Raw genomic sequence first — 12,166 nt, 5'->3', positions numbered from 1 at the left:
GTCACGCCGGGCAGAAACCCGGCGTGCGCCTGTTCGCGCATCCGGACCCGGGAGAGGCCGAAGGTGCGCAGGTACCCCCGGGGCCTGCCGTCGACGCTGTCCCGGTTGCGCACCCGCGTGGCGCTGGCATCGCGCGGCTGGCGCCGCAACTCGGCCAGGGCGGCGGCACGTTCGGCCGCCGGGGTGGCCGGGCGGCGGACGATCTCCTTCAGTTCGGCCCGGCGGGCCGCGTACCGCTCGACGACGGCCTTGCGCTTCTCGTTCTGCGCGATCTTGCTCTTCTTCGCCATCAGACCTTCCCTCCCCGCGCACGGATGCGCGCGACCGCCGCTTCGATGCCGATCACGTCGATCGTCTTGATCGCCCGAGCGCTGAGGGTCAGCCGCACATGGCGCCCCTCGCTGGGGAGCCAGTACCGCTTGCGCTGGACATTCGGGTCGAACCGGCGTGACGTACGGCGGTGCGAGTGGGAGATGGTGTTGCCGAATCCCGGCTGCGAGCCGGTCAGTTGGCAGTGGGCGGACACGAAAAGTTACCTGCCTCTCATCGATGCGTCCCATTATTGAAAATGGAAACCATTGCCATATAGTAGCGCCCATGGCTCGCAACGAAGTACGCCCGGTCATCAAGCTCCGCTCCACCGCGGGGACCGGCTACACCTATGTCACCCGCAAGAACCGCCGCAACGATCCCGACCGCATGGTGCTGCGCAAGTACGACCCGGTCGCCCGCCGCCATGTCGACTTCCGCGAGGAGCGCTGAGGCCGGCCACCTCCGCCCGCAGCGACCCCCTACCGCTAGGACCCCTCTCATGAAGCCCGGAATCCACCCCGCCTACGGCCCCGTCGTCTTCCGCGACAAGGCGGCCGACTTCGCCTTCCTCACCCGCTCCACCCTCACCAGTGACAGGACCGTCGAGTGGGAGGACGGCAACACCTACCCGGTCGTGGATGTGGAGATCTCCTCCGCGAGCCACCCCTTCTACACCGGCACCGCCCGCGTCCTGGACACCGCCGGCCGCGTCGAGCGCTTCGAGCGCCGCTACGGACGCGGCGGTGAGGCCCGGTGACGGGGGAACAGCGGCGGAGGCTGCCCGTCGTCATCGTCTGCGGGCTGCACTCCGAAGCCCGCCGCGAGGTGGTGGAGGGGCTCCTGTCGAAGGTTCCGCACAGCGTCGCGCTCCACCACGACCTGTCGACGGCGACCGGCGGAACCGTACGCCGCACCCTGCGGGACGCCACCGGGGAGCTGTCGGCCGGCGAGACGCCCCTGGTCAACGACTGCGCGTGCTGCGCACTGCGGGAGGACCTGGTCCCCGAGCTGCGGCGGCTGGCGGACGGCGGGCCGACCCGGCTGGCGGTCCTGGAGCTCTGGGACTCCGTCGAGCCGAAGTCGATGGCCGAGGTCATCGCGGCCCACGGGGCCGACAGCTTCGAGGTCACCAATGTGATCACCGCGATCGATCCCCCTCTCGTCCTGCCGTGCCTCACCAACGGCGACGACCTGGCGGAGGCCGGCCTCGCGGCGGCACCCGCGGACCGGCGCACGATCGGGGACACCTGGGCCCGGCAGGTGGAGTACGCCCCCGTCCTGGCCCTGGCCGACAGCCCGGCGACCGACGACGAGGACCGTGCGCTGATCCGTCAGATCAACCCGACAGCACGTCAGATCGCCGCCACATCGGATGAGTTGGCACGCCTGGCCGTCGCCGGTTTCGATGTGGAGGCGGCGGCCGCCGGTCAGCATCCGGCCTGCGCGCTGCTGCCCCAGGAGGCGGACGAGGCCGGGGTCTCCACGCTCGTCTGGCGGCGCCACCGCCCCTTCCACCCCGAGCGCCTCTACCACGCGCTGGAGGACCTGTGCTGCGCGGCGGCCCGCAGCCGGGGCCGGTTCTGGCTCGCGGACCGGCCCGACACCCTGCTCTCCTGGGAAGCGGCGGGCGGCGCGCTCTGCGTGGAGAACACCGGCCCCTACCTCGCCTCCCTCCCGGACGCGGCCTGGGCCATGGTGGAGCCCTACCGGCGGGCCGCCGCCGCGCTGGACTGGCACCCCGAGCACGGCGACCGCTGCCAGCACCTGGTCTTCGTCTCCCCCGGTCTCGACCGCGACGGGCTGACCCGGCTGCTGGAGTCGTGCCTGCTCAGCGACGAGGAGTACCGGGCGGGCCGGGAGGCGTGGAAGAGCCTGCCCGCCGCCTTCGACGCACTCCTCGACCCGGTATGAACCGGGAAGCCACCCCCGTACCCCCAACCCCCCGCCCAAGGAACCCCGATGGCACGCAAGCAGGACCCCCGTAAGTCCCTCAAGGACCGCCCGAACCCGCTGGACGCGGCGAGGATCACGTACGTCGACTACAAGGACACCGATCTGCTGCGCACGTTCATCTCCGACCGCGGCAAGATCCGCAGCCGCAGGGTGAGCCGGGTGAGCGCCCAGCAGCAGCGGCAGATCGCCACGGCCATCAAGAACGCCCGCGAGATGGCGTTGCTGCCGTACACCGGTTCCGGCAGGTAGGCCGCCGTTGCCCCCTGCGGCCGGGGAGGGGCCGCTCGGGACGCGGCACCGTGCGGCCATCGCCGTGCTGTTCGCCCTGTGTCACCCGGGGACCCGGGTGACACAGGGCTCCACCGAGGGTGCCGGGCAGGTTCAGAAGGAGTAGACGGCGCTGCCGTTCATGCTCCCCGCCAGCTCGCAGGCGTTGCCGTACGTGGTCGAGAAGGTGACGCGCTCGCCGTGCCAGACGCCGTGGGCGGTGATCACGACGGGGCTCCACTGACGGGTACACATCCGGTCGGGCGAGGTCCGGGCCAGCTGGGTGAACCGGCCGTCGACCGCGTCCAGTTCCGCGCAGGCGGCTTCGGGGGCGGGGTGGGTGCCCTCGGCGCTCGGGGCGCACGTGAGCGTGACCGCCCGCTGGACCGTCGCGGTGAGCGGGTCCTCGCCCTGGGCCACGGTGAGGACGAGCGCGGAGGGCGCGTAGAGGCTCTCCGCCTTCGCCGGTGCCGCGTGGGCGGAGGTGGCGGCGAGGGCCCCGAAGACCAGGGTGCTCGCGGCGATGGTTGCGAGGATCGCGTGACGGTTGTGTCGCATGAGTGAAAACTCCTCGGTCGGGCGCTGATTGCGGACAGGAGTCTTACGCATGCGGAAAGTAGGCGCACATCGACAGCCCGCTTCCAGCCGCAGACGTTCGTTCGAACCGACCGGATGGTCGTTCGGGCAGCTCACGCGAGCCGCGGAGCCCGTCCAGCATATGGACAACCCTCGACGGTTCAACGGAGAACGACCGTCTGACCTGCAACGATCCCCCACCGGCCGGAAGCCTCGGCGAGCCGCTTCGACCGGAAAGCGACGACTGCCGGGGGCCCTGGCCGCTCGGCCGCCCTGGTGGAGACCGAGGCCGGGGCGGCACCGGTGGTCCACCAGCGGCGGCGGCCCGGTCAGCGCTCGGTGAGGAGGCCGACGCGGAGTTCGGCGAGCGTGCCGGCGATCAGCCGGGAGACGTGCATCTGGGAGAGGCCGAGTTCCGCTCCTATGCGGGACTGGGTCATCTCCTGCCCGAAGCGCATCTCCAGGATGCGCCGGTCCCGGGCGCCGAGCTGTTCGAGCAGGGGGGCGAGGGAGTGGAGGTCCTCGAAGAGCTCCAGCGCGGACTCCGGCTCGCCGATCATCTCCGAGACCGGGCGGGCGGCGCCGTGCTCGGTGTCACCCGCCTCGGGGGCGTCGAGGGGACCGGCCGTGTAGGCGTTGGCCGCGAGGGTGCCTTCGATGATCTCGGCCTCGGTCAGGTTCAGCTCCACGGCCAGCTCGGCGACGGTCGGGGCGCGGTTGAGCCGCGCCTCCAGCCGCTCCTTGGTCTGGGCCAGTTCGACGCGCAGCTCCTGGAGGCGGCGCGGAACGTGGACGGCCCACGTCTGGTCGCGGAAGAACCGTTTGATCTCGCCGACGATGTAGGGCACGGCGAAGGAGGTGAACTCCACCTCGCGGGTGAGGTCGAAGCGGTCGATCGCCTTGATCAGGCCCACGACACCGACCTGGATGATGTCTTCGAGATCTCCGTTGCCACGGTTGCGGAAGCGCCGGGCGGCGAAGTGGACCAGGGAGATGTTCATCCCGATCAGCGTGTTCCTGGCGTACTGGTGCTCGACCGTCCCCTCTTCCAGCACCTCCAGCCGGTCGAAGAACTGCTTCGAGAGGACACGGGCGTCGCGCGGTGCGATCTTCGCCGTGTCCTCGATCCAGGGCAGGCCGCCCGTGGTCAGTGTCGCTGTCGAGCGCTCGGGGGCGGCCACTGCGGCGTGGGCTTGAGGTCTGCGTACTGCCGCACAATCGACGTCACGGGACAAAGCGTCACCTAATTTACTACTGGAGGTCGAGCCCGGACAGATCGTCACTTGCCCAGACACACCGCACCTATGCGGACGACCGGGATATTGTTTCCCGCGGCGTCATGGCGGGAGGGGCGGGCGCTTCGAACCCGCCCCTCGGTCACCTGTACGCGGGCGTCAGCGCTGTCCGCCGTACCGCCGCTCGAAACCGGCGAACGCCGCCTCCTGGCGCCACTCGGTCGCCGCCTTCGGGTTGTCCGCGAGGTGGCGGGCGCAGCCCGGGGCGGGCGGGACGATCCCCGGCCGGGCTCCGGCGCAGGCGGGCACCGGGCGGTAGCCGGTGCGGGAGGAACTGGTGGCCCACAGGCCGGCGCCGTCCAGGAACGCGTACTCCAGCGAGGCGCGCGCCAGGTCCTTCAGCTCGGTGTAGCTCAGACCGTAGGTCTCGCGGGCGTACTGGTACTCATGGCTGATGTCGATGCGCGAGACGCCGGGGTCGTCGGTGGCCAGGACCACCGGTACGCCGTATCGGCGGTAGGCGTTGAACGGGTGGTCGTCGCCCGCCACGCCCAGGATCTGCTTGTTGCTGCTGAACGGCACCTCGACGGCGACGTCGCGCCGGGCCATCGTCCGGGCGAGCTGCCGCCAGTCGTCCTCGTGGACCAGGTCCACGCCGTGGCCGATGCGTTCGGCCCCGGCGACGAGCACGGCCTCACGGATGTGGAAGGTGAGGTCCTCGGGCTTGACCAGGCCGGGGGTCAGCTCACCGGCGTGCAGGGTGAGCCGGACGTCCGGGTACTGGGTGCGCAGGTACTGGAGCATCCGCATCTGGAGGCTGTAGTTGCGCAGCGCGCTCTCCCCGTCCTCCGGCTGGACGAGGTTGACGGCGACGAACCGCGAGTCGCGCTCGGCGAGGCGCAGCCCGACGGCCATCTGTGTGAACACCCGCTCCGGCGAACTGCCCCGGGAGACCTGGGAGATCCACCGTACGGGCAGTCGGCAGCCCGGGTCGGGGCGGCGGGTGTCGCAGTGCGCGGCCTGGCGGAACTGGGCGTCGGCGGCGTCCGCCTCACGGACGGCCTCGGCGACGACCTGGTCGAGCTTGCCGCCGGCGACCAGCTTGCGGTGGAAGGCGGCGAGGTCGGCGTCGTAGCCCACGGACTCGGCGAGCTTGCGCGCGCTGTCGGAGGCGGGGGTGACCAGGGTCTCCAGATAGAACTGGTTCTGCTCCACCACGGTGTTGGCCACATTGGCGAGCAGCTTCCCGCGATCACGCGTCGCCTCGCCGAACTTGCCGAAGGTGTCGAAGAAGTGGTCGTGGCCGGACTGGTCGGCCGGGAAGTCCTGCATCGATCAGGCGCGGACGATGCGCTGCCGGAACTCGGCGTCCGTGCGGGCGTCGGCGGCCGGACGCGTGCCCGGTCCGCAGGGCGGGGGCACGGCCGTCGTCGTCGCGTCGATGCACAGTCCGTTCTCGCCCGCGAGCTGGATCAGGTACTCGGTGGTGACCGCGCCCGACAGGTGGTTGTGGAGGTCGCCTCCCTTGGGCAGCGCGGCGAAGAAGGCCTTCAGCCGCTCCGGGTCGCCCTCCAGCGCGTCGAGGTGGTCGGAGGTCCGGCGCTCGGCCGGGGTGGTGACGCGGTGGTGCGGCTGCGCGGCCGACGTGGTGGCCGGGTCCTGTGCGGGTGCCGCGGTGGCCGGGACGGTGGGGAGCAGGGTCAGGAGAGCGAGTGCGCCGATCCCGGCGGGGACCAGGGACTTGGGACGGTGTGCCGTCCGAATCGATGAGATCACCGCCGAATGATCGCTTCGGCGGACACCCTTCCCCGCCCGAACCGCGTGGACAGGGACCAAGATCCACCCGATCGAGTGGGGAGACCGTGTCTTCCCCGGTGGGTAACGGCGGCCGGGGGGTGACCTTTCGAGGCGCGGGGGTCCTCGAACGGCTTGGGGGTCACGGCAGTTCGGCTGGGGGCTCGGAGGCGGTGGCCGGGCTCGGAGGCGGTGGCCGGGTCCCTAAGGCGGTGGCCCGCTTCACCGGGCGCTGGTCTCCACCGTGACGAGCGGGGCGAGTTCGCCGCGCTGCGCCTCACCGGCGCATGCCGTTTGAGACCGGCTGGACGCGGGGCTAGAGCCCGGGGGTGTAGGGGGCGATGCCGATGATGAGGATGTCGCGTCGGCCGCTGTTCTTGCCGTCGGCGAGGTGGACGGGGGCGACGTAGTGGCTGACGCGGTGGTCGTGCACGCCGTAGCCGTCCAGCGGTTCGGTCATCATGAACCGGGCGTGCAGGGCGTCGGCGGGCAGTGTGTCGGGGCGCCGGCCCGCGCTTTCGGCGGTGGCGATGGCGTTCTCACCACCGCTGATGTTGTGGCAGCCGATGAGGTGGGCGAACGTGAAGGTGGCGGGTGAGCCGCCGTCCTGGTGCAGGCAGTTCGGTGACGAGACCGCCACCCGCTGCTGTCCGCGCACGGCGAGCGTGATCATGTGGACGCCGATGTAGAGGGGCGCGTGGTGCAGGTCCCGCAGCCACAGTGCCTGGTCGAGGTCGGCACGGATGAGGGCGTTCAGCAGGCGGTTGCCGTGCAGGGCCGGCGGGATGTCGGGCAGCCTGCGCCGTACGCGGGGGAACTCGGGGTTGTGCTCGTCCTGCCAGTACTCGGTGACGGTGCCGAATGCGGGGTCGGGAGCGCCGGGGACGAACGACAGCTCGCCGCTCCAGGGGAGGTAGACGGCGTGCGAGTAGCGGCGGTAGCGGTTGGTGTCCGGCGCGTAGGGGTCGGGAGGCAGGTCCTGGTAGCCGTGGGCGAGCTGGGCGAAGTCCCCGGTCAGCGCTTCGGTGTCCACGCCCAGGTCGGCGGCGCGCAGCCGGGCGTAGCCGTCGCGGCGCACGGTCGCGCGGTCGTCCGGGTGATCTGGCGCCGGGGCACCGGCGGCAGCCGCTCCGGGGGCGTCGCCGGCCGGGCGGGCGGGCGCCGCCGGCGGGGAGCCGTACGGATCGTCCGTGGGCACGGGGGCGGTGATGTCCACCGGGCTCGGCGCGGACCGGATGTCGTCCATGGTTTCCTCCAGCGTCCGTGACCGGCCGCCGGAACCCCCTTCAGCCGGGGCGCCGGCTTCCGGCCCGTCTGTTCCAGCGCTGTCCGTCTCCGGGCGCACATCGCTCGCGCGCTCCACGGGAGCCTGGCGGCGGTTCGCCTGTCTCCGTCGTCGGCACGGATCCGTCCAGGCGCCCTCGTGTTCGTTCCTCAGCGTGGCACGGCTCCTGGACGGCGGCGTGGTGGAGGCCGCCAGACAGATGAGAGGCGAGCCGGGCGGGCGCCGGGCCGGCTGTGCGGCAGGGCGGCGGGAGTCCCGTGGGGGGCCGTCGTCAGGTGGGGGCATCCGCACGGTCCGTCTCCGTCCCGGTGCCGGTGGTGTGCCGTCCGGGGCCGGTACCGGGGTCCGTCATACAGGTCACCAGGTCGTCCACGACCGCGTGGAGACCGCCCGTCCGATGGGCGGCACGCTGACGGTCCGCGCCGGTCCCGCGGACGGCCAGCCGGTCGAAGAAGCCGGTGACCCGTTCGAGGTCTCCCAGCTCCTCCAGGGCCGCGCCGATGTGATCCAGGAGCCGCCGGGCACGCTCGGGCGCGGGCAGCATCCGCCCGGACAGCGGGTCCACGCCCTGCCCTCGCCAGCCGTCGCGTGTCCCGTACCAGTAGGCCGCACGGAGCAGTTCGCCGCCGCGCCGCGGGCCCGGGTCGCCCTGCCCCACCAGGCGGGCGGAGGTCACCACCAGGGCACGTACGACAGCGGCGATCGCCACGGAGTCGGCGGGATCGGCGGGGACGTCCATGCACCGCACCTCCAGGGTCGGCAGGTGGGGGTGCGGACGGATGTCCCAGAACGGCAGTTCGGCGAAGGACATCCCGCCCACGTCGGCCATGGCCTCGGCGGTGCGCCGGTAGTCGTCGAAGGACTCGGCGTACGGCGGCGGGCCCAGACACGGAAAACCCAGGCGCATCACCGACCGCCAACTCGCGAAGCCGGTGTCCCGGCCGTCGTGGAACGGCGAGTTCGCGCTCATCTCCACCAGCAGCGGCAGCCACACGCGCACATGGTTGCCCGCCAGGGCCGCCACGTCCCGGTCGGGCAGGAACACATGGACGTGCAGTGCGCAGACCGCGAAATCGTCCATCATCGACCGGAACAGCTCCACGCCGGCCCGGTACCGCGCATGATCCCCCACCGGCACCCCGGCCCCGCCCCCGATCACCGGCGTTGCGGCAGGGCATGCCCGTACCCCCTCCGTCACCGCCGAGGCGGCCAGCGCCCGGCGCAGCCGGACCAGCTGGGCGTGCAGCTCCTCCGCCGACGCGCACGGCGTCGTACGCACCTCGACCTGGAGATCCGCGAACTCCCGGCACACCAGATCCCCCAGCTCCCCGGTGGCCCGGTCCGCCACCCGTGGCCCGGCCGGCACCACGGCACGGGTGTCGGCCCGCACCAGGAAGTGCTCCTCCTCCACCCCCATCGTCACCGCTCCGTCGCCGACCCGCGCACACGCCCTGCCGCTGTTGTCCATCCGTCCACCGTCGCCTCCGCCCCCGCCCCTGTCGCCCGGCTCCCCGGCCGAACGGCCGAGCCGCGCGCCGAGGCGGCCCCCTGCGCGGGACGCCGTCCTTCGTGTCTCCCCCGTTCGCCGGACGCCGGACGGCCGCATCTCAGCGCACCCTCCCCCACGCGTTCAGCGGTGTGGCGGGCAGCTCCGGCGCCGGAAGCGGCGGGCCGTCGTAACCCTTCGCCTCATACCTGGCGATGACCATCGGCACCGTGGACTTCGCGCCCGAGGAGGTCGACCGGGTCGCCCAGGAATACCGCCGGCCAGGCGTGCCCTTCGTCCTGCGCGACGCGCCACCGCCACCTCGCTCTTCGACGGCCGGGAACCGCAGGGGCCCGGGGGTCACCCAGGTGCGCTCATGGCGCCCCGGCCCGGAACAGAACGGCATCGACGGCCGCGGCATCGCCATGTACGGGCAGTCGCCGGAAAACCCTGAAACGATTCCCGTGGTCGCGCCGTCCCGACCATGCGACCGTCTGTCGGGTCGTGCCGTTGACCGACTCCTGCGCCCCTGTTCTTCGGCGAAACCAAGGCAGGCTACTTCCAGCCCCGGCGCCCGCATGCGGACAAGGCATACGACGTCCCTCACCGCGCAAATGGTTATGGGGCAAGCACATCGGCGTCCGTATCGCCCGCACGGGAGTCGAATCCAGCGAACGGTCAGGGCGCCGGCGTCGGGTCATCGAACGCACCATGTCCTGGCTGACCGGCTACCGCCGACTCGACCACCGCTACGAACGCCAACCCCGCAACCACCTGGCCTTTCCCGCGCTCGCCGCCACCCTCTGCCGCTACAAACGACTCCTCCGAATCACCACAGAGGACACACTCTTAATCCACCTCCTTCAAGTGCACAGATTCGGCCACCATGACCGACCCCTGTGTCACACCCATGATTTCGGGGAAGCTTCCGTCGTTACGCGGACACCACTCTTCCCATTTCCCAATGAAAGCGCAGCTCAGGTACTTGATTGCCACTGGCTGCGTTCTCATGCATACTGACGTCGGTTCACGCATGTAACCTGAAGGGCGGTTGACGTGTCGGAGCGACGATTACCATTACTCCCGAGCGGTCGGCATTCCGGCCGCTCACCGGAGACCTGCTTATTCCGATGTGGTAATGCCTGTGCCGGACACGCACCCAATACCTCGGGAAACCGTTACTTCGGCAGCGTGCTGCGCGAGTCCGTCTCCCGCAGAATCCTGCTCGGGGCGGGGGCCGCCGCTCTCGCCGCTCCGCTCATTCCCTCCACCGCGTCGACCGCCGCGGCCAGGAGCCCCTCCGAGGGAGCCCTCTCCTCCGGCTCACCGGCCGGGAAGGCCCACGGATTCCTCCCGGTCCCGCCGGATCGCGGGGACCGCGTCACCGTCCCCGAGGGTTTCACGTACGACGTGCTCATCCGCTGGGGTGACCCGGTGCTCGCCGGGGCCCCGCCCTTCGACTTCGGCCACCAGACCGAAGCGGCGCAGTCCGGCCAGTTCGGCCCGAACAACGACTACTGCGCCCTCGTCCCGCTGCGCTCCGACGGCCGGTGGCTCATGGTGAGCAACCACGAGTACGTCAACGAGCTTCTGATGTTCCCCGGCTGGAACCCCGAGAGCCCTTCCGAGGAGCATGTCCGCACCTCCTGGGCGGCGTACGGGATGTCCGTGGTGCTGGTCGAGCGCGAGCGCGCCGGGGGCCGGCTGCGGGCCCGCCCGGCCTCCCGGTGGAACCGCCGCATCACCCTGCACACCCCCTTCGAGGTGCGCGGCCCGGCGGCGGGTTCGCCGCTGCTGCGCACCGAGGCCGACCCGACCGGCCGTACCGTGCTCGGCACCATGGCCAACTGCGCGGGCGGCACGACCCCGTGGGGCACCGTGCTCTCCGGCGAGGAGAACGTGCACATGCCGTTCTCCCACGCGGAGAAGCCGACCGATCCGCTGGTCAAGGAGGGCCTGGAGCGCTACGGCTTCCCGGAGGGGCCCTCACTGCGCGCCTGGGAGAAGTACGACCGGAGGTTCGACCTCGGCGCGGAGCCGCACGAGGCGCACCGGTTCGGCTGGATCGTCGAGGTCGACCCCCACGACCCGGATTCGGTGCCGGTCAAGCACACCGCGCTCGGGCGGTTCAAGCACGAGGGCGCGACGATCAGCGTGGCCCCCGACGGCCGCGTGGTCGCCTACATGGGTGACGACGAACGTTTCGAGTACATCTACAAGTTCGTCTCCGACGGGCGGATGCGTAAGGGCGACAGCTGGTCCGCCCGGCAGCACAACATGCGGCTGCTGGACTCCGGCACGCTCTACGCGGCCCGTTTCACCGGCGACAGCCCGGCGGAGGAGATCGACGGCTCCGGGGCGCTGCCCGGCGACGGCGAGTTCGACGGCACCGGAAAGTGGCTGCCGCTCGCCCACGGCGACCGCAGCTTCGTCCCCGGCATGACCGGTGACGAGGTCTACGTCTTCACCCGGCTCGCGGCCGACCGCGCCGGCGCGACCCGGATGGACCGCCCGGAGGACGTCGAGGCCGACCCCCGCACGGGGCGGGTCTACGCGGCGCTGACCAACAACGACTACCGGGGCGCCGCGGGTCACCAGGGCCCCGACGAGGCCAACCCCCGCAGGGACAACCGCGACGGCCACGTGCTGGAGCTGTGCGAGCGCGGGAACGACCCGACCGCGGAGCGCTTCGTCTGGCGGCTGATGCTGGTCTGCGGCGACCCCGACGACCCGAGCAGCTACTACGCCGGCTACGACAAGTCCCGGGTGAGCGCGATCTCCTGCCCCGACAACCTCGCCTTCGACGCCGCGGGCAACCTGTGGATCGCGACCGATTCGGGCGGCCAGGCCGGCGTCAACGACGGCCTCTACATGGTGCCGCTCAGCGGCCCCGAGCGCGGCAGGGTGCAGCGCTTCCTCACCATCCCGGCGGGCGCGGAGTGCTGTGGTCCGGTGGTCGGCGAGGACCATGTGCTGGTCTCGGTCCAGCATCCGGGTGAACTGCCCGGTGCCACCCCGGCCGACCCCGCCTCCCACTGGCCGGACGGCGCGGGCTCCCAACCCAGGGCCGCGGTGATCGCCGTCCGCAGGAAGGACGGCGGCCCCATCCTCCGGCGCAACGGCTGACGCCGTGGCCGCCCGTCCTCCCGTGCCGTCTCGCACCGCGGTGGGGCGGGGGGGGGCGGCCCCCCCCCGGCCCCGCCCCGCGCCGGGGTTCACATGTCATCCAGAAAAGGACGCAGGTATGAATATTTCCTT

Annotated in this window: 11 protein-coding genes and 2 pseudogenes; 6 read left to right on the top strand and 7 right to left on the bottom strand. The window is 71.6% G+C overall.

The window, feature by feature from the left end; genetic code table 11:
• Together rpsN and rpmB are read right to left on the bottom strand one after the other, a co-directional pair.
• Window positions 1-290, bottom strand: a 290-nt coding sequence (gene rpsN, locus AB0917_RS30750) for a 30S ribosomal protein S14 (RefSeq protein ID WP_366822964.1), incomplete at its 3' end; no start/stop codon positions are given.
• A complete protein-coding gene (gene rpmB / locus AB0917_RS30745; protein ID WP_366822963.1) occupies window positions 290-526 on the bottom strand; it encodes a 50S ribosomal protein L28 in 237 nt (78 codons plus the stop codon). The genes rpmB and rpsN, both read right to left, overlap by 1 nt.
• A 71-nt stretch (window positions 527-597) precedes the next feature.
• On the opposite strand from rpmB, the gene rpmG reads away from it, so the two are divergent.
• Genes rpmG through rpsR form a run of 4 tightly spaced genes read left to right on the top strand, consistent with a single transcriptional unit; the run spans window position 598 to window position 2,514 of the window.
• Window positions 598-762 carry a 50S ribosomal protein L33 gene (rpmG, locus tag AB0917_RS30740; RefSeq protein ID WP_003964410.1) on the top strand — a complete coding sequence of 55 codons (165 nt, stop codon included), beginning with the start codon at window positions 598-600 and terminating at the stop codon, window positions 760-762.
• A gap of 49 nt (window positions 763-811) precedes the next feature.
• Window positions 812-1,069, top strand: a complete 258-nt coding sequence (locus AB0917_RS30735) for a type B 50S ribosomal protein L31 (RefSeq protein WP_366822962.1) — start codon at window positions 812-814, stop codon at window positions 1,067-1,069.
• Window positions 1,066-2,223: a GTP-binding protein gene (locus AB0917_RS30730; protein WP_366822961.1), complete on the top strand. Its 1,158-nt coding sequence runs from the start codon at window positions 1,066-1,068 to the stop codon at window positions 2,221-2,223. Before AB0917_RS30735 ends, AB0917_RS30730 begins: the two co-directional genes overlap by 4 nt.
• 48 nt (window positions 2,224-2,271) lie before the next feature.
• Window positions 2,272-2,514 carry a 30S ribosomal protein S18 gene (gene rpsR / locus AB0917_RS30725; RefSeq protein WP_366822959.1) on the top strand — a complete coding sequence of 81 codons (243 nt, stop codon included), beginning with the start codon at window positions 2,272-2,274 and terminating at the stop codon, window positions 2,512-2,514.
• A gap of 132 nt (window positions 2,515-2,646) precedes the next feature.
• Here the strand turns inward: rpsR and AB0917_RS30720 are convergent, their stop codons facing one another.
• The 5 genes and pseudogenes from AB0917_RS30720 to AB0917_RS30700 all read right to left on the bottom strand — a co-directional run bounded on the left by AB0917_RS30720 (window position 2,647) and on the right by AB0917_RS30700 (window position 8,890).
• Window positions 2,647-3,090, bottom strand: a complete 444-nt coding sequence (locus AB0917_RS30720) for a subtilase-type protease inhibitor (protein WP_366822958.1) — start codon at window positions 3,088-3,090, stop codon at window positions 2,647-2,649.
• 347 nt (window positions 3,091-3,437) lie between these two features.
• On the bottom strand, window positions 3,438-4,289 hold the full coding sequence (locus AB0917_RS30715; protein ID WP_366822957.1) for a SigB/SigF/SigG family RNA polymerase sigma factor: 852 nt from the start codon (window positions 4,287-4,289) through the stop codon (window positions 3,438-3,440).
• A 213-nt stretch (window positions 4,290-4,502) separates the two neighbouring features.
• Window positions 4,503-6,119, bottom strand: a pseudogene (locus tag AB0917_RS30710) (adenosine deaminase).
• Window positions 6,120-6,453: 334 nt separating this feature from the next.
• A complete protein-coding gene (locus AB0917_RS30705) occupies window positions 6,454-7,383 on the bottom strand; it encodes a 2OG-Fe dioxygenase family protein (protein ID WP_366822956.1) in 930 nt (309 codons plus the stop codon).
• A gap of 310 nt (window positions 7,384-7,693) precedes the next feature.
• The gene (locus tag AB0917_RS30700) at window positions 7,694-8,890 is read right to left on the bottom strand and encodes a YbdK family carboxylate-amine ligase (protein ID WP_366822954.1); all 1,197 of its coding nucleotides are present in this window, start codon (window positions 8,888-8,890) and stop codon (window positions 7,694-7,696) included.
• Between the two features lie 574 nt (window positions 8,891-9,464).
• Here AB0917_RS30700 and AB0917_RS30695 point away from each other — a divergent pair.
• A pseudogene (locus tag AB0917_RS30695) lies at window positions 9,465-9,745 on the top strand (transposase); the annotation flags it as partial.
• A 219-nt stretch (window positions 9,746-9,964) separates the two neighbouring features.
• On the top strand, window positions 9,965-12,034 hold the full coding sequence (locus tag AB0917_RS30690) for a PhoX family phosphatase (protein ID WP_366822953.1): 2,070 nt from the start codon (window positions 9,965-9,967) through the stop codon (window positions 12,032-12,034).
• Window positions 12,035-12,166: the final 132 nt, after the last annotated feature.

It is taken from the genome of Streptomyces sp. NPDC007346 (genome assembly GCF_040703535.1).
Taxonomy (GTDB): Bacteria; Actinomycetota; Actinomycetes; order Streptomycetales; family Streptomycetaceae; genus Streptomyces.
Note: the sequence above shows the minus strand (reverse complement) of the source record. Positions and strands in the feature narration are given on the sequence as shown.